The organism is Microbacterium sp. X-17 (assembly GCF_039615055.1).
Map to the genome: position 1 here is coordinate 1369067 of NZ_JBDHNI010000001.1, position 25658 is coordinate 1394724.

At 71.4% G+C, this 25658-nt stretch carries 25 protein-coding genes and 4 tRNA genes; 21 read left to right on the forward strand and 8 right to left on the reverse strand.

From position 1 onward, the window contains the following. The first annotated feature begins 41 nt into the window (after positions 1-41). From ABCS02_RS06665 to ABCS02_RS06690, 6 genes are read left to right on the forward strand one after another with little or no spacing between them, the layout of a single operon-like run. Positions 42-1079 carry an aliphatic sulfonate ABC transporter substrate-binding protein gene (locus ABCS02_RS06665; RefSeq protein WP_345834805.1) on the forward strand — a complete coding sequence of 346 codons (1038 nt, stop codon included), beginning with the start codon at positions 42-44 and terminating at the stop codon, positions 1077-1079. Beyond that, a complete protein-coding gene (locus ABCS02_RS06670) occupies positions 1076-2599 on the forward strand; it encodes a sulfatase-like hydrolase/transferase (protein ID WP_345834806.1) in 1524 nt (507 codons plus the stop codon). Before ABCS02_RS06665 ends, ABCS02_RS06670 begins: the two co-directional genes overlap by 4 nt. Before the next feature lie 23 nt (positions 2600-2622). Then, positions 2623-4023 carry a sulfatase gene (locus ABCS02_RS06675; protein WP_345834807.1) on the forward strand — a complete coding sequence of 467 codons (1401 nt, stop codon included), beginning with the start codon at positions 2623-2625 and terminating at the stop codon, positions 4021-4023. Positions 4024-4034: 11 nt separating this feature from the next. After that, the gene (locus ABCS02_RS06680; RefSeq protein WP_345834809.1) at positions 4035-4892 is read left to right on the forward strand and encodes a class I SAM-dependent methyltransferase; all 858 of its coding nucleotides are present in this window, start codon (positions 4035-4037) and stop codon (positions 4890-4892) included. Then, positions 4889-5770 (forward strand): hypothetical protein, encoded by an 882-nt coding sequence (locus tag ABCS02_RS06685; protein ID WP_345834810.1) that lies wholly within the window; start codon positions 4889-4891, stop codon positions 5768-5770. Before ABCS02_RS06680 ends, ABCS02_RS06685 begins: the two co-directional genes overlap by 4 nt. Positions 5771-5777: 7 nt before the next feature. Beyond that, entirely contained in the window at positions 5778-6113 is a 336-nt protein-coding gene (locus ABCS02_RS06690) for a hypothetical protein (RefSeq protein WP_345834811.1), read from the forward strand. A 36-nt stretch (positions 6114-6149) separates the two neighbouring features. On the opposite strand, the gene ABCS02_RS06695 is transcribed toward ABCS02_RS06690, so the two are convergent. Further along, positions 6150-6225 (reverse strand) — tRNA-Val (locus ABCS02_RS06695). 188 nt (positions 6226-6413) lie between these two features. Between ABCS02_RS06695 and ABCS02_RS06700 the strand changes: the two genes are divergently transcribed. From ABCS02_RS06700 to ABCS02_RS06725, 6 genes are all read left to right on the forward strand, one after another. Further along, a tRNA-Gly gene (locus tag ABCS02_RS06700) sits at positions 6414-6486 on the forward strand. Between the two features lie 69 nt (positions 6487-6555). Then, positions 6556-6626: transfer RNA gene (locus tag ABCS02_RS06705), tRNA-Cys, on the forward strand. Positions 6627-6648: 22 nt separating this feature from the next. Then, a tRNA-Val gene (locus ABCS02_RS06710) sits at positions 6649-6723 on the forward strand. Between the two features lie 106 nt (positions 6724-6829). Continuing rightward, complete coding sequence (locus ABCS02_RS06715) at positions 6830-7351, forward strand: AAA family ATPase (RefSeq protein ID WP_345834812.1); 522 nt, start codon at positions 6830-6832, stop codon at positions 7349-7351. Then, positions 7348-7872 carry an AAA family ATPase gene (locus ABCS02_RS06720; protein WP_345834813.1) on the forward strand — a complete coding sequence of 175 codons (525 nt, stop codon included), beginning with the start codon at positions 7348-7350 and terminating at the stop codon, positions 7870-7872. The genes ABCS02_RS06715 and ABCS02_RS06720 overlap by 4 nt, the downstream gene beginning before the upstream one ends. A 2-nt stretch (positions 7873-7874) precedes the next feature. Further along, positions 7875-8318, forward strand: coding sequence for a hypothetical protein (locus ABCS02_RS06725; protein WP_345834814.1), 444 nt, complete (start codon positions 7875-7877; stop codon positions 8316-8318). On the opposite strand, the gene ABCS02_RS06730 is transcribed toward ABCS02_RS06725, so the two are convergent. From ABCS02_RS06730 to ABCS02_RS06740, 3 genes are read right to left on the reverse strand one after another with little or no spacing between them, the layout of a single operon-like run. Beyond that, positions 8278-8763 carry a 2'-5' RNA ligase family protein gene (locus ABCS02_RS06730; RefSeq protein ID WP_345834815.1) on the reverse strand — a complete coding sequence of 162 codons (486 nt, stop codon included), beginning with the start codon at positions 8761-8763 and terminating at the stop codon, positions 8278-8280. The two genes, ABCS02_RS06725 and ABCS02_RS06730, sit on opposite strands and share 41 nt — an antisense overlap. Further along, positions 8760-9515 carry a class I SAM-dependent methyltransferase gene (locus tag ABCS02_RS06735; RefSeq protein ID WP_345834816.1) on the reverse strand — a complete coding sequence of 252 codons (756 nt, stop codon included), beginning with the start codon at positions 9513-9515 and terminating at the stop codon, positions 8760-8762. The genes ABCS02_RS06730 and ABCS02_RS06735 overlap by 4 nt, the downstream gene beginning before the upstream one ends. A 12-nt stretch (positions 9516-9527) precedes the next feature. Further along, positions 9528-10013, reverse strand: coding sequence for a GNAT family N-acetyltransferase (locus ABCS02_RS06740; protein WP_345834817.1), 486 nt, complete (start codon positions 10011-10013; stop codon positions 9528-9530). Positions 10014-10319: 306 nt separating this feature from the next. Here ABCS02_RS06740 and ABCS02_RS06745 point away from each other — a divergent pair, with 306 nt between their 5' ends. Next, positions 10320-11297: a hypothetical protein gene (locus ABCS02_RS06745; protein WP_345834818.1), complete on the forward strand. Its 978-nt coding sequence runs from the start codon at positions 10320-10322 to the stop codon at positions 11295-11297. Positions 11298-11306: 9 nt separating this feature from the next. On the opposite strand, the gene ABCS02_RS06750 is transcribed toward ABCS02_RS06745, so the two are convergent. After that, positions 11307-11996 (reverse strand): response regulator transcription factor, encoded by a 690-nt coding sequence (locus ABCS02_RS06750; protein WP_345834819.1) that lies wholly within the window; start codon positions 11994-11996, stop codon positions 11307-11309. Further along, positions 11993-13201 (reverse strand): histidine kinase, encoded by a 1209-nt coding sequence (locus ABCS02_RS06755; protein WP_345834820.1) that lies wholly within the window; start codon positions 13199-13201, stop codon positions 11993-11995. The genes ABCS02_RS06750 and ABCS02_RS06755 overlap by 4 nt, the downstream gene beginning before the upstream one ends. A 213-nt stretch (positions 13202-13414) precedes the next feature. Between ABCS02_RS06755 and ABCS02_RS06760 the strand changes: the two genes are divergently transcribed. From ABCS02_RS06760 to ABCS02_RS06775, 4 genes are all read left to right on the forward strand, one after another. After that, complete coding sequence (locus ABCS02_RS06760) at positions 13415-14098, forward strand: hypothetical protein (RefSeq protein WP_345834821.1); 684 nt, start codon at positions 13415-13417, stop codon at positions 14096-14098. Positions 14099-14197: 99 nt separating this feature from the next. Then, positions 14198-16255, forward strand: coding sequence for a S53 family peptidase (locus ABCS02_RS06765; RefSeq protein WP_345834822.1), 2058 nt, complete (start codon positions 14198-14200; stop codon positions 16253-16255). A gap of 103 nt (positions 16256-16358) precedes the next feature. After that, on the forward strand, positions 16359-18329 hold the full coding sequence (gene thrS, locus ABCS02_RS06770; RefSeq protein WP_345834823.1) for a threonine--tRNA ligase: 1971 nt from the start codon (positions 16359-16361) through the stop codon (positions 18327-18329). Then, entirely contained in the window at positions 18317-18910 is a 594-nt protein-coding gene (locus ABCS02_RS06775; protein WP_345834824.1) for an HIT domain-containing protein, read from the forward strand. The genes thrS and ABCS02_RS06775 overlap by 13 nt, the downstream gene beginning before the upstream one ends. A gap of 71 nt (positions 18911-18981) precedes the next feature. Here the strand turns inward: ABCS02_RS06775 and pdxY are convergent, their stop codons facing one another. Together pdxY and ABCS02_RS06785 are read right to left on the reverse strand one after the other, a co-directional pair. Beyond that, on the reverse strand, positions 18982-19833 hold the full coding sequence (gene pdxY / locus ABCS02_RS06780) for a pyridoxal kinase PdxY (RefSeq protein ID WP_345834825.1): 852 nt from the start codon (positions 19831-19833) through the stop codon (positions 18982-18984). A 17-nt stretch (positions 19834-19850) separates the two neighbouring features. Continuing rightward, positions 19851-21179 (reverse strand): aminotransferase class I/II-fold pyridoxal phosphate-dependent enzyme, encoded by a 1329-nt coding sequence (locus tag ABCS02_RS06785; protein WP_345834826.1) that lies wholly within the window; start codon positions 21177-21179, stop codon positions 19851-19853. Positions 21180-21273: 94 nt separating this feature from the next. On the opposite strand from ABCS02_RS06785, the gene pdxS reads away from it, so the two are divergent. From pdxS to ABCS02_RS06805, 4 genes are all read left to right on the forward strand, one after another. Beyond that, positions 21274-22176: a pyridoxal 5'-phosphate synthase lyase subunit PdxS gene (gene pdxS, locus ABCS02_RS06790; protein ID WP_185277226.1), complete on the forward strand. Its 903-nt coding sequence runs from the start codon at positions 21274-21276 to the stop codon at positions 22174-22176. Continuing rightward, the gene (gene pdxT, locus ABCS02_RS06795; RefSeq protein ID WP_345834827.1) at positions 22166-22810 is read left to right on the forward strand and encodes a pyridoxal 5'-phosphate synthase glutaminase subunit PdxT; all 645 of its coding nucleotides are present in this window, start codon (positions 22166-22168) and stop codon (positions 22808-22810) included. Before pdxS ends, pdxT begins: the two co-directional genes overlap by 11 nt. Before the next feature lie 122 nt (positions 22811-22932). Beyond that, positions 22933-23856: an Abi family protein gene (locus tag ABCS02_RS06800; protein WP_345834828.1), complete on the forward strand. Its 924-nt coding sequence runs from the start codon at positions 22933-22935 to the stop codon at positions 23854-23856. 59 nt (positions 23857-23915) lie between these two features. Next, a complete protein-coding gene (locus ABCS02_RS06805; RefSeq protein ID WP_345834829.1) occupies positions 23916-25577 on the forward strand; it encodes an FAD-dependent oxidoreductase in 1662 nt (553 codons plus the stop codon). Positions 25578-25658: the final 81 nt, after the last annotated feature.

The window sequence follows — 25658 nt, forward strand, 5'->3', positions numbered from 1 at the left end:
CACACCCCAGCACCACCCGACTCACAGAAAGCAGTCTCGCCATGCCAAAAATCCCCGCACGCCTGGGCATCGCCGCCCTCGCCGCCGGAGCGCTCGTCCTGTCCCTCGCCGCCTGCAGCACCGGATCGGCCTCCGCCGGCTCCGGCTCCAGCGCGAGCGCGACCTCCTGCTCGACCACCCAGAACGTCAACTTCGGCTACATCGGCGACTTCAACGGCACCAGCCTCCTCGCGATCGCCAAGGCCAAGAACCTGTGGGCCGCCCACTGCCTGAACGTGAACCCGCAGGTCTTCACCAACGGCCCGCTGCAGATCACGGCGATGGCCTCCGGGAGCCTCGACTTCGGCTACATCGGCCCCGGCGCGCTCTGGCTGCCCGCCTCCGGCAAGGCCAAGATCGTCGCGATCGACACCTTCACCAACGCGGACCGCATCGTCGCGCTCCCCGGCAAGGGCATCAAGACGATCAAGGACCTCAAGGGCAAGAAGGTCGCCTACCCCAAGGGCACCTCGGGCGAGATGATCCTGCGCCTGGGTCTCAAGAAGGCGGGCATGAGCATGAGCGACATCGACGCGACGCCGCTCGACTACTCGACGCTGACCTCCGCGCTCTCCGCCGGACAGTTCGACGCGGCCGGCTTCGGCTACCCGCAGCTCACCACCGTGAAGAAGCAGCAGCCGGGCATCATCGAGCTGGCCAAGGACTCCGACTTCTCCAGCTCCATGCGTTTCGTCACCGCGTTCGTCGCCCGGGAGAACCTGCCGACGCAGAACCCGAAGCTGGTCTCCTCCGTCCTCGCCGTGCTCAAGGAGGCCAACGACTACCGCCTCGCGCACCGCACCGAGGCCATCAACCTCGTGTCGCAGATGACCAACGTCCCGGTCGCCCAGGTGACCACGGACGCCAGCTTCGACCAGCTCGTCTCGTCGGCGTCGCTGGAGGCCTCCACCAAGTCCGGTGACGTCGACAAGTGGCTCGACACCTTCGGCACGTACTTCACGACGACCGGCACGCTCCAGCAGCCGGGCAGCGCGAAGGACTACTACACCTCCGACCTCTACGCCAAGGCGGGACATTGACCTCCACCGCCCCACAGCACGACGGCCAGCGCCGGAACATCCTGTTCCTGCTGACCGACCAGCACCGGGTCGACACACTCGGCTGCTACGGCAACACCCGGATCAGCACCCCGGCCCTCGACCGCCTGGCGGCCACGGGCACGCGGTTCGACCGGTGGTACACCCCGACGGCGATCTGCACCCCGGCGCGCGCGAGCCTGCTGACCGGTCAGGCGCCGTTCCGGCACCGTCTGCTCGCCAACTACGAGCGGAACGTCGGGTACCTGGAGGACCTGCGCGAGGGTCAGTTCACCTTCGCGCAGGCCCTCCAGGATGAGGGGTACCGCACCGGGCTGGTCGGCAAGTGGCACGTCGGCACGAACAAGACCGCGGCGGACTACGGCTTCGAGGGCCCGACGCTGCCCGGCTGGCACAACCCGGTCGACAGCCCGGACTACCTCGCCTACCTGGCGCAGCACGGCTACCCGCCGTACGCGATCGACGACCGGATCCGCGGCGTGCTGCCGAACGGGAGCCCGGGAAACCTGCTCGCCGCCCGGCTGCACCAGCCGGAGGAGGCCACCTTCGAGTACTACCTCGCCGAGAAGGCGATCGCGATGCTGCGCGACTTCGCCGACGGCAAGCGAACCGAGGGGACGCCATTCTTCCTGGGGCTACACTACTTCGGGCCGCACCTGCCGTACCTGCTGCCGGACGAGTTCTTCGACATGTACGACCCGGCGCAGATCGAGCTGCCCGCCTCCGTGCAGGAGGACTTCCTCGGCAAGCCGCCGGTGCAGCGCAACTACAGCAAGCACTGGACGTTCGACACCATCCCGATCGAGACCAGCCGCAAGCTGATCGCGGTCTACTGGGGCTACGTGACGCTCATCGACCGGCAGCTCGGCCGGGTGCTCGACGTGCTGGACGAGCTCGGGCTGGCCGACGACACCGCGGTGTTCTTCTCCAGCGACCACGGCGAGTTCACCGGCGCGCACCGCCTCCACGACAAGGGGCCGGCGATGTACGAGGACATCTACCGCACCGCCGGCATCATCCGCGTTCCGGGGATGCCGCCCGGGCAGGTCAGCGACGAGTTCGTGACGCTCACGGACGCGACGGCGACCATCCTCGCGCTCGCCGGGGCCGACACGCGCCCCGCGCTGGACTCCCGCAACCTGCTGCCGCTGGTCGGCGGGGAGGACGTGGACTGGCAGCAGGACGTGCTGTGCGAGTTCCACGGCCACCACTTCCCGTACCCGCAGCGGATGCTGCGCGACCGGCGCTACAAGCTGGTGGTGAACCCGGAGTCGGTCAACGAGCTCTACGACCTGGAGGCCGACCCGGACGAGCTGCACAACCGCTACGAGCATCCCGAGTTCGAGGAGGTCCGCGCCAGGATGATGCACCGGCTCTACACGGCGCTGGTCGAGCGCGGGGACAACTTCTACCACTGGATGACGTCGATGTACGACGTGGGGGGAGTCCGTTACGATCCGAGCATGAGCGGCCTGGACGAGAGCAGTTACCCGGTCCGATGAGCGAGCGCCGGCCGAATGTGGTGATGATCCTCACCGACGATCACGCCTCCCACGCGATCGGGGCGTACGGATCGGTGGTGAACTCCACGCCGCGCATCGACGAGATCGCGCGGCGCGGGGTGCTGTTCCGCAACTGCTTCGTCACGAACTCACTGTGCTCGCCGAGCCGCGCGAGCATCCTGACCGGCACGTACAGCCACGTGAACGGCGTGACCACCCTGGAGACGCCGATCGACGCCTCCCAGCCGACGTTCGTCTCGCAGCTGAAGGCGGCGGGCTACCGTACCGCCATCGTCGGCAAGTGGCACATGGGCCACGGGCCGGGCCACGACCCCGAAGGCTTCGACTACTGGGACGTGCTGGTCGGCTCGGAGGGCCAGGGGGAGTACTGGGACCCGCTGTTCCTGTCGGCGGCGGGCGAGCGGACCGTGCCGGGGTACGCGACCGACATCATCACCGACCTGGCGCTGGACTGGCTGGAGTCGCTGGAGGGCGACGACCCGTGGTGCGTGCTGATCTACCACAAAGCGCCGCACCGGCCGTGGGAGCCGCGGGAGGGCTCGCGTCCCCGCGCCGAGGCCGTGCCGCTGCCGGCGACCTTCGACGACGACTACGCCACCCGGTCGGCGTCGGCGCGGAGGGCCGCCATGCGGATCGCCGAGCACCTCGCCCTGGAGGACCTGAAGGCGACCCCGCCGGACGGCCTCGGCTACGAGGACGCCGCGGTCTGGAAGTACCAGCGGTTCATGGAGGACTACCTCGACTGCGTGCAGGCGGTGGACGAGAACGTCGGCCGCGTCATCGACTGGCTCGATGCGCGCGGCGCGTTCGACGGCACCCTGCTGATGTACGCCTCCGACCAGGGCTTCTTCCTCGGCGACCACGGCTGGTTCGACAAGCGGCTGATGTATGAGGAGTCGCTGCGGATGCCGCTGCTGCTCAGCCTCCCGTCGCGGGTGGAGGCCGGCGCCGTGCACGACGGGATCGTGACGAACGTCGACTGGGCGCAGTCCATCCTCGAAGCGGCAGGCGTGGAGCCCGTGCAGCGGATGCAGGGGAGGAGCTTCTGGGGCGACCTGGTGGCCTCCCCGTCGTCGCCTCCCGCGCAGGGCATGTACTACCGCTACTGGGAGCACGACGACGCCTCGCATCGCGCGCCCGCGCACTACGGCTACCGGACCCGCACGCACAAGCTCATCTACTACTACAACGACGGCCTCGGACTTCCGGGGACGGGCCACTTCACGTACCCGCCGGAGTGGGAGCTCTACGACCTGGAGCGCGACCCGGAGGAGTTGCACAATGTGTACGGGGAGCCGGAGTATGCCGGGGTGCGGGACGAGCTGACGGCGGCGATGCTGCGGGAGCAGGCCCGGGTGGGGGACCTGCCGCATCCGAGCCAGGGCGCATCCCCGCCGCGGTAGGAGGTGCGCGCATGGCCGGGCAGGCGGAGATCGCGGGGGCGAACGTCCCGATCCCCGCGGAGATCACCGCGGACGGGTTCGACCTGGGCTACCGGGTCGCGACGTCCGGCTCCGTCCTGGAGCGCATCATGCGCGAGGTCGACGGCGAGGACTACCTGGAGGGCGTCGAGCCGTACGGGATGTCGACCCTGTGGACGCTCCGGACCTTCGCGACGGAGCTGGAGGTCCCCGCGGGAGGGACGCTCGTGGACGTCGCCTGCGGGCGGGCCGGGGTGAGCCTCTGGCTGGCACGCGAGACGGGAGCCGACCTGATCGGCGTCGACTGGTCGCCGGTCGGAGTCGCCGCGGCGACCGGACGCGCGGCCGGGTGGGTCGGCGAGGGGCGGGCGCGCTTCCTGGTCGGCGACCTGGTGGACACGGGCCTGCCCGACGGCTGCGCGGACGCCGTGCTCTGCGCCGACGCGATCTTCTTCGCGTCCGACCGGATCGCCGCGGTGCGGGAGGCCGCCCGCCTCCTGCGACCGGGAGGCCGCTACGCGTTCACCGCCGACGAGGCGGACGACGGCCGGCCACGCTCCGTCCCGGACTGGCGGCCGATCATCGAGGCGGGCGGCCTTCAGGTGGTGTCGCGCATCGAGATACCCCGGTGGCGGGAACGACTGGCACGGATGTACGAGCTCTGGCTGGAGAACCTGGACGAGGTGCGCGAAACGTTCGGCGACGAGTACGCGGACGAGCTGAGGGACGAGGCGGAGGCCGTCGGCCCCTCGCTGCCGGCGCGCACCGGGGTCCTGTACGTCGCCCGGCGCGAATACCGTACTGGCACGGATTCTGCGCCCGGCGCCCCGTCGCTAGCGTTCGAGCCATGACCGATGTGACCGGCGCCGCCCTCCCTCCCGACACCGACCGCTTCGCCTGGGTGCGCAAGCTCCTGCCGCGGATCGTCGTCGGCGCGCTGATCGCCGCAGCGCTGGTCGGCGTCTACGCCGTGATCATCGGGACCTGGGACGAGACGTGCTGGCGGCTGATCGGCACGATCGCGCTGCTGGTGTTCTTCTCGCTGGTGTCCTGGTACGACGCCGACGTGTCCGCCCGCCGAGCGCCGTGGTTCGGCGCCGTGTCGGTGATCCTGTCGGCGTTCCTGCTGCTCGACGGCCTGGTGAAGCTCTGGGCGCCGGCGTTCGACGGGAGCCCCTCCTACCCGCCGGAGGACGGCCCCGGCACGTCCTCGTGGGGCGTCTTCGGCTGGATCGCGCTCGTCGCCGTGGTGCGGCTCGGCCTCCTGCACGTCCACCTGGTGCTGAACACCCAGCGCCGCTTCACCGGCCCGATCATGTTCAAGGTGACCGTGTGCACGCTGGTGCTGGTCGGCGCGCTCACGCTGGGGCTCGCCGCGCCGCTGGTGTTCGACCACACGACGTTCTCGGACACGTACTGGCGGCTCGTGGCGACCATCGCGATCCTGGACGCGCTGGGGACGATTCTGATCCCGTTGACGTACACGCTGTTCGGGCCGAAGGCGGCGAAGGGTGCGCCGCGTGCGGCTGCGGCTGCACCCGTCGCGGCCGCTGCTCCGGCGCCCGCCGCGTACGCGCCCGCCGCCGCCCCCGCGCCGTCGTCCCCGTACCCGAACGTGCTGACGCCCGCCGGCGGCTACCGCCTGGAGTGGCCCCGCTACGTCAACGGCACCCCGCTCCCGGCCCGACCGGACGGCACGCCGGACTTCAGCGGGGTCGTCGGGTACTGAGCGCCCGATGTCCGAGCGTCAGCGGCGGCGTCCTGCGCTGCACCTGGTCTGGGTCGTCCCCGCGGTCGTCGCGTTCTGCGTCGTCCCGTTCATCGTCGCCGCGCTCTCCTGGTGCGGGATCAGCGGCTGCTCCGGTGGAGGCTGGGGCCGGAACCTCGACGACACCTGGATGGCGATCGTCGCCTGCTGCGTCGCGGCGGGCGCCCTGGCGATCCCGTTGCTGTTCATCCCGTGGGTCCGCCGCCGGGCCGTCAGGGTCCCGGTCGCCCTCCTGATCGGACTGGCGTGGGGGTACCTCATCGCGGTGCTCTCGCACGGCGAGGGCCCCTGGTTCACGCCGTGAACGCGAAAACCCCGGCCGTGACCGGGGTTCCATCGATGGTGGGCGATACCAGACTCGAACTGATGACCTCTTCCGTGTGAAGGAAGCGCGCTACCAACTGCGCCAATCGCCCGTGCGTTCGCGGCCGGGGATTCCGGCTGCGAGACTCGATACTAGCCGACCGCGGCACCGGATTGCACATCGGCCCCGCGCGCCGGGCGTGGTGGTGCGCGACACACCCGGAAGGCGCGTCCGGTTTGGTCATCGGCGCGGGGATCGGCTAAAGTCATTCAAGTGCCGCGGGAGACCGGGGTGCGAAATGCGGATGTAGCGCAGTTGGTAGCGCATCACCTTGCCAAGGTGAGGGTCGCGAGTTCGAGTCTCGTCATCCGCTCGAGTCGGCCTGGTTTCCTCGGATTCCAGGCCTCTCGAATACGGTACGGTTCTTCCGTGTTGTGGCTTCGGTGGATTGGCCGAGAGGCGAGGCAGCGGCCTGCAAAGCCGTATACACGGGTTCGAATCCCGTATCCACCTCGAACCTGAGCACTCAGGCTCTGGGCGATTGGCGCAGCGGTAGCGCGCTTCCCTGACACGGAAGAGGTCACTGGTTCGATCCCAGTATCGCCCACCAACAGAAACCCCCGGGAGACCGGGGGTTTTTCGTATCTCCGGCCCGGTCACGCCCGCAATGAGGTGCGCGGGAGGAGGCGTGCCTCCCGGCCTGCGAGAATCGCGGGATGCACGCAGTGTTCCTGAACGGCACGGTCGGTGTCGGCAAGACCTCCGTCGCCGACGCGATCAGCGAACGGGAGGCGTGTCCGCACGCCGTGGTCGACCTCGACGGGATCCGCCGGTTCCGTCCCGCCGCGGCCGGCGACCCGTTCAACCTGGAGTTGCAGCTCGCGAACCTCACGGCCCTGGTGGCGAACTTCGGTGCGGCCGGTGCGCAGCTCGTCGTGGTCGCCGGGGTCATCGAGTCCCGGGAGGACGCGGAGCGGTTCCGGCGCGCGGTCGGCGGTCGCGCGACCTTCGTGCGGCTGACCGCCGACGCCGCGGTCATCGAGCGTCGGCTGCGCGCGCGGCACGCGAACGATCCCGACGGATTGGCGTGGCACCTCGCTCGCGCGGCGGAGCTGACGGCGATCCTCGACTCCGCGGGCATCGAGGGTGATGTGGTCGACACCAGTGCTGACGACGCGCAGGCGGTCGCGGCCCGGATGCAGCGGGCGGTCGCAGCGGCGGCGGGGGCGCAGGCATGACGGCCGTGGAGACCCCCGCGGGCGTCCTCATCGTCCTCCGCGGCAACTCCGGCTCGGGGAAGTCCACCGTTGCGGCCCTGGTGCAGGCGGAGTTCGAGCCCGGCGAGTGCCTCGTGGTGCCTCAGGACGTCGTGCGGAGGCAGCTCCTGAACGAAGCCGACAGGGCGGAGGCGGACACCATCGACCTGCTCCGGACGATCGCCGCCTGGGGGCTCGCCCGCGGACTCGTGGTGGTGGTGGAGGGCATCATGAACGCCGGGCGCTACCAGCGCGCGCTCGAACGGCTCGCCACGATCGCGTCGCGTTCGCACTTCTTCGCCTGGGACCTCCCGTTGGAGGAGACCGTCCGGCGGCACGCGATGCGGGCCAAGGCGGAGGCGTTCACGGCAGACGAGATGAGCGGCTGGTATCACGGCTGGCAGCCGCTGGACTTCGTGTCGGAGACGCGATTCGACGCGTCGGTCAGCGCCCGCGCCGCGGCAGACCACGTTCTGGAGGCGGCGCGTCGCGCTACCCTCTGACCGTGGGATACGGGGTGTTGGGCGCGTCGATCTTCTTCGTGTGCGCGGCCCTGGTCGCCGGCGGCGTGCTGGTCGCGCGACGCCTCGCCCGGCGCGACGCGGTCCACAAGGCACGCGCCCAGGCCTGGTCGGCCGGCAGCGCCCGCCTCATCGAGCAGCTGCACGGCTCCACCTTCGAACGTGTGACGTTCGACGTGGACGACCCGCAGCTGGTGTTCCTCGGCGAGCGACGGGCGATCGTCACCATCCCCGAATGGCCGACCGTCGTGGTCGGGACCCGCGTGCTCCACTTCGGCGACCCGGGCTTCCGCCAGGCGATCGTGGCCCTGCAGGGCGACACCGTCCGGTCGGCGAGGACGTCCCCGGATCGGGAGGTCGTGATCGAACTGGGTGGGGGGACGTTTCTCATCGAGCTGACTCCGGCACCGCCTCCACCACATCGATGATCGTCCCGTACTCGTCCGTGAGCCGCACCGTCGCGACGCACCGCACCGGCAACGTGTCGCCCTCCCGCAGGTCCGGCGCGAAGCCGAGGGTGATGTGCTCGCGGTAGCCCTCGTGCCAATAGTCGGGCTCGTCGGCGACGAAGCCCGGGAGGCGTTCGACGGCCTCCGCGAGTGCCTCGTGCACGCCCGGGAAGGTATCGGGCTCCACGAGCTGGACCGGGATGTCGCCGGACGGGCCGAACAGCGCGCGGCCGGCGATTCGGGCCGAGACGGGTGGGCCATCCACCAGCGCGTCACGGACGACCTCGATCACCCGTCCCGGCGACGCATCGGCGGCGAAGTTCGAGACCAGCGTCACATGCGCGGGCCACGCCGAACGGGCGATGGACGTCCCGACGTCGATCGGTGCGAAGAGGGCGATGACGGCGAAAGCGTCCAGCGTCATCGCTGCGGCTCCGCCACCAGCACGAAGAGCAGGAACGCGAGGAAGCGCCCGCTCTCGCGCCTCCCGACCTCCGGGAAGCGGTCGAACGCGTCCGGTGCGGGAGCCGGCTCGCTGATCGCCGCGATCCGGAAGCCGGCGGCGGCGAACGCGTCGGTCATCGCGTGCAGCGGGCGGTCCCAGAAGGTGAGTTCGGCGGTCCGGCCGCCCAGCGTCCACTCCTCGGTCCGCTCGTGGACGCCGAAGTACTCGCGGTCGCCGCCGGACAGTCGGTCCGCGAGGAAGAGGGCAGTGGGATGCTCCTCGGAGACGATCAGGCGTCCGCCTGGCTTCAGGACGCGATGCAGCTCGGCGAGGGCCGGCCCCCAGTCCTTCAGGTAGTGGAGGACCTGCGACGCGATGACGTCGTCGAAGGTGTCGTCGTCGAACGGCAGCGGCTCCGCCAGGTCGGCGACGCGCAGGTCGGCTCCGGTGCCGAGCCTGGCTCGTGCCTGTTCGAGCATCCCGGCGCTCGCGTCCACGCCGGTGACGGTCGCACCGCGGTCGCGGAGGTCGGCCAGGATAGGGCCGGAGCCGCAGCCGACGTCCAGGATCCGGCGGCCGGCGACGTCGCCCGCGAGCTCCACGAGCGCGGGCCGGTTGTAGAACTCGTTCAGCAGGCTGGTCGCGTTGAGCTCCGCGTAGCCCGCGGCGATCGCGTCGTAGGGAGCCGTGTGCGGGATGCCGTCAGGGCCGGCGTGGAGGGATCGAGTCATACCGGCATGCTTTCAGACGGAGCGGTCCGGGTGTCGGACCTCGTCATGCGGGCCGGCCTCGTCCCGCACCCCCGCATACCGCATCAACGTCGACTCCCGCCGCACGAACCCCACCGACTCGTACAGCGCGATGGCCGCCTGCCGGCTCGGTCGCGACGTCAGGTCCAGCGTCCGCAACCCGCGCTCCTCGGCGAGCCGGATGATCGCCTCCAGCAGCCTCCGGGCGATGCCCCGGCCGCGGTGCGCGTCGTCCACCACCACGTCGTCCACATGACCCCGCCAGCCGGTCGCGAGGGGGAACGACGCCAGCGTGGCCATCCCGGCCACCTCGCCGTCCACGCGGGCGACCAGGAGGTCGGTGCCCGGGTGGCCCAGCATCGCCACGAGCCGCTCCTCGTCGAACGTGGAGGAGCGGGAGAGCTGGGGGAGCAGCCGGCGGATTGCGTCCAGGTCGGCGCTGTCGAGGGCGGTCGGGACGTCGATCTCGATCGTGGTCATGCGCTCCACCGTAACCGCCCTCACCGTGCGGACCCATCCGGATCCCGCACCTGCCATCCAGCCCGCGCGGAGAGCTTGCCGCGACCCGTCCTCCTGAGGCAGGGTGTGCATGCGGGCGGCGGGTGCCAGGGCATCGGCTTCCGGTGCCCGGGCAGGTGATTGCTCGTGGAGACGTGCGTCAGGGTCGCGGCCCGAACCGTGAGCCGGCCACGGCCGGTGTGGAGCCAGGCGGTCGCGGGGGATCGCCTGCGATGAGTCATGCGCCACAGCGGCGGGAGGGGTGGTGTCGTCCGGCGGCGGGTCAGCATGCTGGCCGCCGTGCTCGGCACCGCCCTCCTCGTCGCCGCGCTGCTGGCCGCGGCGCTGCTGGTCGCCGCCCTGCGAGCACCGAGGTCCGCGTCCGCGAGCACCCGCGGGGTCGGGGTGTACGTGTGGTCGCGGGTCAGCGACTCCGGCACCACCACCCACGTCGCCGTCTACGACTTCGCCAGCCACCGCGTCCGCCAGCTGACGCACCCGCCCGACCTCTCGGTCGACTACGGCCCCCGCGTGTCACCGGACGGCCGCTATGTGCTGTTCGGCCGTGCGACCAAGACCCTCCGTTTCGAGGTGCGGGTCATCGGGCTCGACGGCCGCGGTGAACGACGCCTCGACCACGGCAGCCGGCTCGCTCCCGACGGCGCGACCCACCCGGTGTGGGCGCCGGACGGCCACCACGTCATCTACACGATGCAGACCGGGGACCGGCCGGGCGAGTTGTGGCTGACCGACCTCGCCGGGGCCTTCCCCGTCCGGATCACCGCCGGCAGCCCGTGGCTCAGCGAGAGCGCACCGACGTTCGCGCCGGCCGGATACCGCGTCGTGCTGGCACACGACCCCACCGGTCGCACCGCGCTGTTCCGGCAGGACCGCGACGGCTCGCACAGCGTCCAGCTCACCGCCTGGTCCCTCGGCGTCGGAGTCGCCCACCTCTCCACCGCGCGCTCCGGGCCGACCCGCGATCTCCTCGCCTTCACCGTCGGCGCGCAACTGGCGACGATGCCGGCGACGTGCCGCTCCGTCGCCGCCTGTTACGCGAAGCTCAGATACGTCGCGCCGGGCAGGATCGCGCTCGGCGTCGCCTGGGCCGGCGGCCGGGCCATCGTGTTCCACGACCCGACCCAGGGGCACCGCCGGGAGGGGACGCTCTGGGCGCTCATCTGGTACGGCGACCGCCCGGTGCTGCGCGAGCTGCCGATCGCGGACCATGCCGAGCCGACGTGGCGGCACATCCCGCTGGAGTGAACGCGACCGTCACCCGCCCGGCCGCACCAGGCCGGCCTCGTACGCGAACACCACCGCCTGCACCCGGTCGCGCAGCCCCAGCTTGGCGAGGATGCCGGTCACATGCGACTTCACCGTCGCCTCGCCGACGAACAGCGCGCGGGCGGTCTCCGCGTTCGACTTGCCCTGGGCGATCGCGATCAGGACCTCCCGCTCGCGCGGCGTCAGCACGTCCAGCTCCGAGACCAGGGCGGGGGAGGGCGCGGCGGCGTAGGCGTCCATCAGTCGGCGCGTGATCGCCGGGGAGAGCAGCGCCTGGCCGCGGTGGACCGTCCGGACCGCGTCGGCCAGGCTCTCGGCGGGGGAGTCCTTCAGCAGGAAGCCCGCGGCGCCCGCACGGAGCGCGCCGTACACGTACTCGTCGGTCTCGAAGGTGGTCAGCGCGACGACCTGCGCGTGGCTGGAGGCGACGATCCGGCGGGTCGCCTCGATGCCGTCGAGGACGGGCATCCGCAGGTCCATCAGCACGACGTCGGGGTCGTGCGCGCGGACCTGCTCGATCGCCTGGTCGCCGTCCGCGGCCTCGCCGACGACCGCGATGTCGGGCTGGCTCTGCAGGATCGAGTGGAGGCCGCCACGCACCAGGCCCTGGTCGTCGACGATGAGGACGCGGATGGGGCGGGCGTCCTCACCGTCCGGCACAGCCTCCGGCGAGCTCATCTCGCGACCCCGTCGTCGGCGGCGGGCAGGCTCGCGGACACCCGGAACCCGCCGTCCGCGGTCGGCCCCGCCTCCAGCGTCCCGCCGAACAGCCGTGCGCGCTCGCGCATCCCGACCAGCCCGTGCCGGCCGCTCCCGCGCCCCGAGGACGTGCCGGGGCCGTTCGCCACCTCCACCTCGACCGCATCGGCCCGGTACCGCACGAGCGCCGCCACGGGCGCGGACGCCGCGTGGGCCGCCGCGTTCGTCAGGCCCTCCTGCAGGATGCGGTACGCGGACACGTCCACGCCCGGCGGCAGCGGACGCGGCATCCCCTCGACCGCGTAGGCGACCGGCATCCCGGCCTCGGCGAACCGCGCGACCAGGCGCGCGGCCTGGGCCAGCGACGGCTGCGGGTCCAGCAGCTCCGGCTCGTCGCTCAGCAGGCCCACCATGCGCCGCATCTCGGCCAGCGCCTCGCGTCCCGTGGCCTCCACCGCACGCAGCGCCTCCTCGCTCGCCGCCGGGTCCTCGCGCAGCGACAGCCGAGCCGACCCGGACTGCACGACCATCACGGTCACGCAGTGGGCCACCACATCGTGCAGCTCGCGGGCGATGCGGTCGCGCTCGGCCTGCAGCGCGCTCGCCGTCCGCGCCGACTCGGCGGCCTCCACCTCCGCCAGGCTCTCCCGCAGCGCGTGCCGGGTGCGCGCCCACGACCGCAGCACCAGGCCGACGCCCCAGGCCGCGAGGATGACGGTGAGGTCCACCTCCAGATCGTTGACGTTGACGAAGCCCGGGATGACGAGGGAGTAGACGCCGATCAGCGCGAGCGGAGGGGCGACGCTCCACCACTGCAACGGGTCGCGGGCGTGCCGGGCGGCGCTGTAGACCGCGACCAGGATCACGGCGAGGCTCCAGAGCACCACCGGGGTGTCCAGGAGGACGCGGCAGGCCGCCATGATCCCGGTGACCGCGAGCAGCGCCGTGAACGGGCGCACGCGCCGGATGGCGAGGGGGGCCGCCGCGAGGACCACGGCGGCCAGCTGCACGGGGAGGCTCGCGGTGGACGCGTAGACGTTGTCTGAGAGGGTCAGCACCTCCACGACCGACCCGGCGGACAGGACGGCGGCGAGCGCGCCGTCCAGCGCGACCGTGCGTGCGACCGATCCGCGTACCCGCATCGGCACCGTCGCCTGCCGTGCGGCCCCCTCTGAGGCGAACACGGCAACAGTGTAGGCCGGGCGCGGGGCCGCCGGATCCCCCGGAGGTCGAGGTCGGCCTCCCACCCGGGTCGCACCCGGCCGCCGCGTCACCGCGTGGCGTGAGTCCGTCCGGCGGCGGGCCACGCCGCGACTGCGGGCGGTGGGGACGGAACGCGCCCCGGAGCAGGATCGGCACCGTCGCGCACCCGGCGCGACCACATCGAAGGGACCACCATGACCGACACGCGCGGCACCGGCGTCAGCGCCGCCCGCCGCATCCTCCTCGGGACGACGATGATCGTCACGCCCGCGCTCCTCCTGCTCGGGCACCTCCTCACGGTCCCGGCCGACGAGCCCACCGCCGCCCTCCTGCGCGACATCAGCGCCAAGCCGACCGTGTACGTGCTCTCCACGATCATGATCGCGTTCGGCGTGCTGCTCCTCCCGCTCTCCTTCGTCGGCATGATGCGCTTCGCGCCGGCCCGCGGGGGAGCGCTCGTCACCATCGGCGCCGCGCTCGCCACGATCGGGGCCGTGGGCGCCGGCGCAGGCAACGCGATGTTCGGGATGGTGCTCGGCTCGCTGCTGCCCGCGCACCCCGGCCTCGCGGCCCAGGTGATCCGGCTGGCCGGGGACGCGCCGGCGGCGACCTGGGAGTGGCAGGCCTTCTACCTGTTCCCGGTCGGCGTGGTGCTGATCGCCATCGGGCTGATCCTCGCGCGCCGGCTCCCGGTGTGGATGCCGATCGTGCTCGGCGCCGGCACCCTCCTGCTGCTGGTGTCCGGCGCGGGAGGCCTCCTGACCTTCCTCCTGCTGCTGCCGCTCGGCGTCGGGCTGGCCGCGCCCGGTTTCGTGCTGCTCGCCCGCTCGCCCGCGACCCGGGGTGAGAGCGTCCCGGACGCCGCCATCCTTTCCTGAACGGATTCTCAGAAAACCATACTTGGTCTACCCCCGTTCACAGGGGTTGGATAGCCGTGCGCCTACCAGCGCTTCCATCGCATTGGTGAAAGGACATCCATGCGCACGACAACCAGAACCCTCAGGGCCGCAGCCGTCACGACCGGCGCGGCCCTTCTCTTTGCCGCGGTGGCGGCGTCACCCGCCGTCGCGTCTCCGGGGAGGAACGCCCTTCCCGGCAGCCAGCCGGCCTGGGCGAACGCGAAAGCGCTCCGCTCCGCGGCGCCCGCGACCGACACGGTCGACCTGCGGGTGTACCTGCCCTGGCAGAACCAGGCGCAGGCGGCGGCGACGGCGCTCGCCGTGTCCACACCCGGCTCGGCGAGCTATCGGCACTACCTGACCCCGCAGCAGTTCCGCCAGCAGTTCGCCCCCGCGCAGTCCAGCGTGGTCGCGGTGCAGCAGTTCCTGCGGTCCGCCGGCTTCAACATCGTGGACACGCCGTCCAACAACCGGTACGTCTCCGCCGAGGGCACCGTCGCCCAGGCGCAGAACGCGTTCGGCGTCACTCTCGGGGAGTACGACGCGTACGGCACCACGCTGCGCGCACCGGAGTCCGCGGTCACCATCCCGGCCTCCCTCAACGGGATCGTGGAGAGCGTGGCGGGCCTCGACCAGGGCGCCGACCTGATCGCGCCGAGCAACACGAACGGCAACGGCCCGAACCAGGTCCACGGCGCGCCGTCCGCGGGATTCCGCGCCGGCCAGCCGTGCTCGCTCTGGTACGGCGAGAAGACGGTCGCGATGCCGAACGCCCCCGCGTACGGCACCAGCAGCAAGCCGATCGCCCCGTGCGGCTACACCCCGGCCCAGGTGCGCGGCCTCTACGGCCTCGACTCCGTCGCCGCGACGGGAGCCGGCCAGACGGTCGCCTTCGTCGGCGCCACCGCGAGCCCGACGATCGTGCAGGACGTGACCAAGTACAGCAGCCTGCACAACCTGCCCGCCCCGAAGATCACCCAGATCGTGGCACCGGGGGTCTACAAGCTCCCCGACACGCCCAAGCAGACGCCGGGCGACTTCTACGGCGAGGAGACGCTGGACGCCGAGGCCATCCACTCGATGGCGCCGGACGCGAGCCTGCTCTACGTCGCGTCCTCGAACGCGCGGCAGGACTTCGACGCCTCGGTCAACCACATCGTCGACAAGCACCTGGCGAGCATCCTCTCCATCTCCTACGGGTTCGCCGGGGAGGCCGTGCCGCAGGGCTTCATCAACAGCCTGAACAACACGTTCATCCAGGCGGCGGCGACCGGTATCGGCGTCTTCGTCTCCAGCGGCGACAGCGGTGACGAGGTCGGCAACTTCGGTTCGCCGCAGGTCGATTTCTACGCCGACAGCCCGTGGGTGACTGCGGTCGGCGGCTCGTCCGCCTCCGTCGTCCCGACCGGCGCCGCTCCGGCCGGCCTCGGCTACGGCTCGGTCGACGACCCGTCCTCCGCCCTCAACCAGAACGGCTGGAAGCGCTCGTTCGAGGTGGGCTGGCAGACCGGCCTGGACGCGGTGAAGCCCACCGCGACCGACCACATCACGAGCGCGCCGTACGAGCTGGACGGCACGTTCGCGGCGGCCCTGCCCGGCAACTTCAACGGCGGTGGCGGTGGAGGCGTGAGCAAGATCTTCGCGCAGCCGTCGTACCAGGCCGCGGCGGTCGGCTCGGCGTCCGGGAGGCTGGTGCCCGACATCAGCGCCCTGGCCGACCCGAACACGGGCCTGCTCGTCGGTCAGACCCAGACGTTCAGCAACGGGACGTACTACGACGAGTACCGCATCGGCGGCACCTCCGTCGCCGCTCCGCTGACCGCGGGGATGGCGGCCGTCGCCAACCAGCTCGCCGGCGCTCCGCTCGGGTTCCTGAACCCGCGCATCTACGGGGCGTACTCGGCCGGAGGCTCGGCCTACTACGACGTCGACCAGAAGGACATGTTCGGCTCGGCGCTGCCGAGCGTCCTCCGGGTCAACTACGTCGACAGCGAGAGCGCCGCGGGCGGCCTCAGCTACAGCCTGCGGACGCAGGAGACGCCGAGCCAGACGCTCCACAGCACCAAGGGCTACGACACCGCCACCGGGGTGGGGACGCCGAACGGCGCCTCCTTCTTCGCGGCGATCACGAAGTAGCGCGTCCATCGCAGTGCCGAGTGCCCCCTCCCGGACGGGAGGGGGCACTCGTGCCGACTAGGCTTGACGCATCCCATTGGAATACGACTCAAGGAGTGGACAGGTGGCCGACGGCTTCGAGCTCTTCACCGACCGTTCCGTTGTCGCGATGCGCGTCAACGGTGAGCTGAAGGATCTCGCGACGACCGTCACGACCACCGACACCGTCGAGCCGGTCACCATCGACTCGCCCGACGGCCTCAACATCCTCCGCCACTCCACCGCGCACGTCCTCGCGCAGGCCGTGCAGGCGATCAACCCGGAGGCCAAGCTCGGCATCGGGCCGCCCATCACCGACGGCTTCTACTACGACTTCGACGTCGCCGAGCCGTTCACGCCTGAGGACCTCAAGGCCCTCGACAAGGAGATGGCGCGGATCGTGCGCGCGGGCCAGCGCTTCATGCGTCGGGTGGTCACCGACGACGAGGCGCGCGCCGAGCTCGCCGGCGAGCCGTACAAGCTGGAGCTGATCGGGCTCAAGGGCTCCGGCGCCGAGTCCGGCGGCGGCGACGAGTCCGTGGAGGTCGGCTCCGGCGAGCTGACCATCTACGACAACGTCGACCCGAAGACCGGCGAGACGGTCTGGAAGGACCTCTGCCGCGGCCCGCACGTCCCGAGCACCCGCATGCTCGGCAACGGCTGGGCGCTCACCCGCGTCGCCGCCGCGTACTGGCGCGGCTCGGAGAAGAACCCGCAGCTGCAACGCGTCTACGGCACCGCGTGGCCCAGCAAGGACGAGCTGCGCGCGTACCTGACCCGCATGGAGGAGGCCGCCAAGCGCGACCACCGCAAGCTCGGCGCGGAGCTCGACCTGTTCAGCTTCCCCGACGAGATCGGCTCGGGCCTGGCGGTGTTCCACCCCAAGGGCGGGATCATCCGCAACGAGATCGAGAACTTCATGCGCGAGCGGCTCATCGCGAACGACTACGAGCTCGTGAACACGCCGCACATCACCAAGGCGCACCTCTACGAGATCAGCCAGCACCTCAACTGGTACAAGGACGGCATGTTCCCGCCCATGCACCTGGACGAGGAGCGCGACGCCGAGGGCAACATCACCAGGCAGGGGCAGGACTACTACCTCAAGCCGATGAACTGCCCGATGCACAACCTGATCTTCCGGGCGCGCGGGCGCAGCTACCGCGAGCTGCCGCTGCGGCTCGCGGAGTTCGGCACCGTGTACCGCTACGAGAAGTCCGGCACGCTCTCCGGCCTGACCCGCGTACGCGGCCTGACGCAGGACGACGCGCACATCTACGTCACGGACGACCAGATCAAGGACGAGGTCGCGCGCCAGCTGGAGTTCGTGCTGGAGACCCTGCGCGGCTACGGCCTCACCGACTTCTACCTGGAGCTTTCCACCAAGGATCCGGAGAAGTACGTCGGGAGCGACGAGAGCTGGGAGACGGCGACCGAGACCCTCCGCGAGGTGGCGATCGAGTCCGGCCTGGAGCTCGTGGACGACCCGGGCGGAGCGGCGTTCTACGGCCCGAAGATCTCCGTGCAGGCGCGCGACGCGATCGGCCGCACCTGGCAGCTCTCGACGGTCCAGCTCGACTTCAACCAGCCGGAGCTGTTCCAGCTGGAGTACAACGCGGCCGACGGCACGCGGAAGCAGCCGGCGATGATCCACCGGGCGCTGCTCGGGTCCATCGAGCGGTTCTTCGCGATCCTGCTGGAGCACTACGCGGGCGCCTTCCCGGTCTGGCTGTCGCCGGTCCAGGTGGTCGGCATCCCGGTCGCCGACGCCTACGGCCCGTTCCTGGACGACGTGATCGCGCGGCTGAAGGCCAGGGGAGTGCGCGCCGAGGTGGACCACTCCGACGACCGCATGCAGAAGAAGATCCGCAACCACACCAAGGCCAAGGTGCCCTTCCAGCTCATCGTCGGCGAGGAGGACGCCTCGGCCTCGACGGTCAGCTTCCGCTTCCGCGACGGCAGCCAGCGCAACGGCGTGACCGTGGACGAGGCGATCGAGCGGATCGTCGCGAGCATCGAGAGCCACGAGCTGGTCGAGACGGCATGGCTCGACTGAGCGACTCCGCTCCGGAAGCCGGCGCGGACGGGACCGACGGTCCCGTCCGCGTCGACGACCCCTCCTACCTGGTCGGCGTGCCCGATGAGTTCCAGCGGCTGTGGACGCCGCACCGGATGGTCTACATCCAGCAGGGCGACCCGGGCCACGACGACTGCCCGTTCTGCGTGGCCCCCACGCTGAGCGACGAGGACGCCCTCATCGTCGCCCGCGGCCGGCACGCGTACGCGCTGCTCAACCTGTTCCCGTACAACAGCGGCCACCTGCTCGTCTGCCCGTACCGTCACATCGCGCTCTACGATGAGGCGACGCCGGAGGAGGTCGCCGAGATCGGCAGCATCACGCAGACGGCGATGCGCGTCATCCGCGACGTGTCCAGGAACGACGGCTTCAACATCGGGATGAACCAGGGCGCGGTCGCCGGCGCCGGGATCTCCGCGCACCTCCACCAGCACATCGTGCCGCGCTGGGCGCAGGACGCGAACTTCTTCCCGATCATCGCCCGGACGAAGGCGCTGCCGCAGCTCCTCGGAGATGTGCGCGCCGCCATCGCGAACGCGTGGCCGCACGACGCCGACTGACGCGCGCGATTCGTGCCGAATGGCGTATTTGCCGCCGCGAAACGCGCCATTCGGCACGAATGTGCGCGCGGTCAGCGCACCTGCGTGATCGTGAACTGCTCGCGCGGGTGCGCGTACGACTCCTGCGACTCCACGAGCCGGAGCTCGCGCTCACCCGACGCGAGCGTGTTCGCGAGCAGGTCGTAGACACTGGAGACGGTCTTGCTGAGCGCGGAGGCCGCGTCACCGGACGCGACGTAGTGCGCCGTGAACAGCGCCGCCGTGACGTCGCCCGACCCGTTCGCCTTCAGCCCCAGCCGCGGCGTCTGCACGATCCACGCGCCCGCGTCGTCCACCGCGAGCATCTCGATCGTGTCCTCCGGCTGGTCCGGCCGCTCCACGCTGGTGACGAGCACGGTTCTCGGCCCCATCGCCCGCGCCGCGTCCACCGAGGCGAGGGTGGACTCCAGGTCGCCCGGCTCGGTCCCGGTCAGGTAGCCGAGCTCGAACTGGTTCGGCGTGATGATGTCGGCGACCGGCACGACGCGGTCGCGCAGCAGCTCCGGGATGGCCGGCGCGACGAAGCACCCGGACTTCGCGTTGCCCATCACGGGGTCGCACGCGTACACGGCGTTCGGGTTGGCTGCCTTGACGCGGGCGACGGCGTCCACGATCACGTCGCCGATGCCCTCGCCGCCCTGATACCCGGACAGGACGGCGTCGATGCTCCCGAGAACGCCGCGTTCCTCGATCCCGGTGATCACCGCACGCACGTCGTCCGGCGCGATCAACGGCCCGCGCCACGCGCCGTAGCCCGTGTGGTTGGAGAAGTTCACGGTGTAGACGGGGAGGACCTTCACGCCGATTCGCTGGAGCGGGAACACGGCGGCGGAGTTGCCGACGTGGCCGTAGGCGACAGCGGACTGGATGGAGAGGATACGCATCCTTCGATCCTTGCAGATCAGAGCCGGGGCGCTGCGCGCTCCGCAGCCTCCACCAGATCGTCCACCAGCCGCCCCGCCTCCTCCTCGCTGAGGTCGTGCACCGTCAACCGCAGGTGGTGCGACGCCGCCGGCCGCCCGCCCAGCAGGAACTCGTCCCCGGTCCGCGCCAGCCAGCCGCGCCGCATCAGCCGCTCCGCCACGATCCGCGCCTCGACCGGCAGCTCCACCCACAGGTTGAGCCCGTCGGCCGCCTCGGTCGGCAGGCCGCGCGAGCTGAGCTGTGCCGCGAACGCCGCGTTCCGCGCGGCGTAGTGCCGCCCGGCCTCCGCGACCTCGCTCAGCACCGTGTCGTCGGTGAGCTGCGCGAGCACGAGCCGCTGGAGGATGTGACTAACCCAGGTGGTGCCCGGGCTCAACCGGAACGCGAGCCGGTCGGCGGTCTCCGCGTCGGTCGCGGCGATCGCGAGGCACATGTCCGGACCGAGGAACTTCGAGACCGAGCGGACCAGCGCGAAGCGGCGGTGGCCCGGCCCGATCAGGGTCTCGTACGGCCGCTGCGACAGCATGGAGAAGTGGTCGTCCTCGATGATGAGCACGTACGGATGATCGGCCAGCAGCGCGCGCAGGGCGGCGGCGCGCGCAGGGGAGAGAGTCGCGCCGGTCGGGTTCTGCGCGCGCGGCGTGCAGATGATCGCGCGCACGCCGGCGTCGAGCGCCGCGCGGAGGCCGTCCACGGTCATTCCCTCGGCGTCCACCGGCACGGGCACCGCGCGGTAGCCGCCGTGGCGGACCGTGTGGATGCTGGCCAGGAAGCACGGATCCTCCAGCGCGACCGCGTCGTCCCGCAGCAGGGCCTGCGCGAGCAGTCGCTCGACGGCGTCGACCGCGCCGTTGGTCACGGTGATCCGGAGGTCGGGGTCGGGTAGGTCCTCCCGCACCCAGGCGAGTGCGATGGCCTCCAGTGCCGGGTCGATCACCGGCTCGCCGTAGAGCACCGGCCGCCCGGTCGCGCGGGCCAGGGCGGACGAGAGGTCGGGGATGCGGCCGGGATCGGGATTGCCCGTTCCGACGTCACGGAGGACGCTGTCGGCCGCGTAGCCCTCCTGCGCGACGGCCTCCACGCCCGCGATGACCGTGCCGGCCCGTCCGCGCGCCACGACCACGCCCGCCTGCGCCAGCAGCCGGTACGCGGCGACGGCCGTGTTGCGGTTGACCTGGAGCCGGGCGGCCAGCTCGCGCACCGGCGGGAGGGCGTCGCCACGGCGCAGCGCACCGCGCTCATGCAGTGCGCGCACGCTCGCCGCGATCTCCGCCGCGGTCGTGCCCGTGATGACCTGTTCGTCCACTTCCACTCCCCGGGGTCGAGTCTAACCAGCCCTCCGAGTGATGATATCTTCGGCATAGGCCAAAACTTTTTTCGTACCGCACGAGAGGGCGATCATGACAGTCACAGAACAGGGCACCGCCACGGGGTCGAGCCGGGTCAAGCGCGGCCTGGCCGAGATGCTGAAGGGCGGCGTCATCATGGACGTCGTCACGCCGGAGCAGGCCCGCATCGCCGAGGACGCCGGAGCCGTCGCCGTCATGGCGCTGGAGCGCGTCCCCGCCGACATCCGCGCACAGGGCGGCGTCGCCCGCATGAGCGACCCGGACCTGATCGAGGCGATCATCGCGGAGGTCTCCATCCCGGTCATGGCGAAGGCCCGCATCGGCCACTTCGTCGAGGCACAGGTGCTGCAGGCGCTCGACGTGGACTACATCGACGAGTCCGAGGTGCTCTCGCCCGCCGACTACGTCAACCACATCGACAAGTGGCAGTTCACCGTGCCGTTCGTCTGCGGCGCCACCAACCTCGGTGAGGCGCTGCGCCGCATCAACGAGGGCGCGGCCATGATCCGCTCGAAGGGCGAGGCCGGCACCGGCGACGTCTCGGAGGCCACCAAGCACATCCGCAAGATCACCTCCGAGATCAACGCGCTGAAGTCGATGACCCGCGACGAGCTCTACGTCGCCGCCAAGGACCTCCAGGCCCCGTACGAGCTGGTCGCCGAGATCGCCGAGACCGGCAAGCTCCCGGTCGTGCTGTTCACCGCGGGCGGCGTGGCCACCCCGGCCGACGCCGCGATGATGATGCAGCTCGGCGCGGACGGCGTCTTCGTCGGCTCGGGCATCTTCAAGTCCGGCAACCCGGAGCAGCGCGCCGCCGCGATCGTCAAGGCGACCACGTTCTACGACGACCCGCAGGTCATCGCCGAGGTCTCCCGCGGCCTCGGCGAGGCGATGGTCGGCATCAACGTCTCCGACCTCGCCGCGCCGCACCGCCTCGCCGAGCGTGGCTGGTAACGCAGCCGCCGGCCCCCGCGTCGGCGTCCTGGCCCTGCAGGGAGACTTCCGCGAGCACCTCGCGGTCCTGCGGGGCCTCGGCGCCGACGCCGTCCCCGTGCGCCGGGCGGAGGAGCTGGAGAGCATCGACGGCCTGGTCATCCCGGGCGGCGAGTCCAGCGTCATGGACAAGCTGTCGCGGGCGTTCGGCGTCGCCGAGCCGCTGAAGGCCGCCATCGCCGCCGGGCTGCCGGTGTACGGCACCTGCGCCGGCCTGATCATGCTCGCGGACGAGATCGTCGACGGCATCGCCGGCCAGCAGAGCCTCGGCGGCCTCGACGTCGCGGTGCGCCGCAACGCCTTCGGCTCCCAGGTGGACTCCTTCGAGACCGACCTCGACATCCCGCAGCTCGGCGACGAGCCGGTGCACGCGGTGTTCATCCGCGCGCCGATCGTGGAGAGCGTGGGGGAGCGCGCGACCGTGCTCGCCCGCGTGCCGGACGGGCGCGTCGTGGCGGTGGAGCAGGGCGACCTCCTCGGGACGTCGTTCCACCCGGAGATCACGGGGGACACGCGGTTCCATGCGTACTTCCTCGCGAAGGTGCGGGCGCGGGTGAACGGGCGGGTGAACGGGCGGGTGGACGCGGCGGTCTGAGTGAGGCATGAGACGGTCAGATTTCACCTTGCACAGTTCAGAGGTTCTGCACTAGGCTGGCATCACCAAGACCGGTTCCGCCTACCTCGGTAGGTCCAGGGCCGGTCCTCACTTTTAAGGCGGTGCGGTTGCGCGAAGAGGTGAAGGCGTTCCGGTCCTACGATTCGCAGCTCGAATTGCTTCGCGAGCGCGGAATGGACGTCGGGGATCGGGATGCCGCGGCAGCCTTGCTGCGGCGCGTCAACTACTACCGACTCAGTGGCTATTGGTACCCGTTTCGCCGTGTCCACGCTGGCGTCCGTCACGACGACTTCTGCGCCGGGACGCGATTGAGCGACATCGTCGCGCTGTACGAATTCGACGCGCGCCTTCGAGCCGCGACTTTCGCTGAATTGGCACGCATCGAACTGGCGATCCGAGCCATGCTCGGGCACGAGCTCGGGCGCGTCGACCCGTGCGCGCACCTCGAGCCGAACAAGCTCGGCCCCACCGCGCGTCGAGGCGATCAGTACCTGCGCTGGCTTCGCGGCTACGAGGCAGAACTCTCCCAGTCGCGAGAGGATTTCACCGCTCATCACCGCCGCAGGTACGGCGGCCGGCTGCCTGTCTGGGCCGCGGTGGAGCTTCTCGACTGGGGCAGCCTGACCTACCTGTACGGCTTCGCGCCGCGGCAGGCGCAGGAGAACATCGCCGATCGGTGCGGCTTGACCGGTCCGCAGCTGACGAGCTGGCTCAAGGCCCTCAATCTGCTGCGGAACACCTGCGCGCACCACGGTCGACTGTTCAACCGCGTCCACACGCTCTCTCCCAAGTTGCCGCGGATCGGACGCCATCCCGACCTCGACGCGGCAGCATGCAATTGGAGTCGGACCTTCGGACAGCTCACGCTCGTCCAGTTCCTCCTCGACCGACTCCAGCTCGGCCGGCGGACGCTGCTTCCGGCGGTGCTGAAGACCTTCCCCGCTGTGAGCGCCGTTCCCGTCGCCCACCTGGGTGCGGCCCCTGATTGGCGCGAAAGGGGCACGCTGTGGCGGAGCGCAGCCTGACAGTGGACGCGGCGGTCTGAGGATGGCACCGCAACGCCGCGTTCCCCTATGATCGCGGCGTGCCGACGCCTCCTGCCGAGCGGCCGCCGTTCCGGGTCCCGGTCGGCACCGCGGCCAACCCCGTCCTGGAGCAGGATGTCCTCGCCCGGCTGATGGCGCTCGGCGAGTCGGAGGAGTTCGCCGTCGGCGACACGCTGTTCCTCGCCGGGGACGAGGGGCTCGACTTCTTCGTCATGGAGTCCGGGCGGGTCGACATCGTCCGGGAGGCGACCGCGGACTCGCGGGCGCGCGTCGTCGCCGAGTGGCAGGCCGGCGAGTTCCTCGGCGAGCTGAGCATGCTGACCGGGCAGGCCTCCCTGCTCACCGCACGGATCGTCGAGCCGAGCCGCGTGCGACGCATCCCGAACGCGGCGTTCAAGCAGCTCATGTCGAACGACGGCGAGCTGTCGGAGATCCTGCTCGCGGCGTTCCGCGCCCGGCGGCGCCTGCTGATGGCCGCCGCCGACCGGACGACCCAGATCTTCGGGACGGAGGGCTCCGCCGCGGCCCTGGCGCTGCGCCGCTACGCCGCGCGGATGGAGTTGCCGCACCGTTGGATCGACGTCTCGACCGAGCCGGGCCGCGCCGCGCTGGAGGCCTCCGAGCACGCCGGTCTCGACCTCCCGCTCGTGGTGTCCCGCGGCGCGGTGCTCGCCGCGGCGACCCCGCTAGCCCTCGCGGAGGCGGTCGGCCTGGCGTACCGCTACCGCGACGGGGACGAGTTCGACCTGGTCGTCGTCGGCGCGGGGCCGGCCGGGCTCGCGGCCGGCATCTACGGCGCCTCCGAGGGCCTGCGGACCCTGGTGCTCGACGCCCTCGCGCCCGGCGGCCAGGCCGCGGCCAGCTCCCGGATCGAGAACTACCTCGGCTTCCCGTCCGGCGTCTCCGGCGCCGAGATCACCGAGCTGGGCCTGGTGCAGGCGCTGAAGTTCGGGGTGCGGTTGTCGGCGCCTGCGGAGGTCACGGCGCTGTCGCCGCGGGAGGGCGGCCACGAGCTGACGCTGGCGGAGGGCGACGCCATCCGGGCGCGCACGATCGTCGTCGCCACGGGAGCCCGCTACCGCCGCCTCCCGCTGGAGCGCTGGGCCGACTTCGAGGGCGGCAGCATCTTCTTCGCGACGACCGAGCTGGAGGCCAGGACCGTCGCGCGCCGGCCCGCGGTCGTCGTGGGCGGCGCGAACTCCGCCGGGCAGGCCGCGCTCTACCTCGCCGAGCTGGGCAGCGACGTCGCCCTGGTCGTGCGCGGTCCGGATATCGCGGCCAAGATGTCCAGCTACCTGGTCGACCGGGTGCGGTCGCACGAGCGGATCACGGTGCACGCCTCGTCGGACGCGACGGCGCTGCACGGCGGCGACCAGCTGGAGGCCGTCACGCTCACCTCGTCCGCCACCGGAGCGAGCGAGCGGGTCCCCGCCGCGGCGCTGTTCTGCTTCGTCGGCGCGGAGCCGCGGGCGTCGTGGCTGAGCGGCGCGGCGGTGGACGCCAGCGGCTTCCTGCTGACGGACGTCGACCTCCCCGCCGTCGCCGACGCCCGTCGCGGGCCGCTGCCGTTCGAGACGAGCCTGGCCGGCGTCTTCGCCGCGGGAGACGTCCGGCACGGCTCGATGAAGCGCATCGCCGCGGCGGTCGGGGAGGGCGCCAGCGCCGTCGCGTCGGTGCACCGGGCGCTCGCCGCGCAGTAACCCTCCCGCCGTCGCGCCTTCGGGAGGCCTCCCGACGAGGCATTATTATGGACAGGTTCAAACGCAACTCGAGGGAGCACC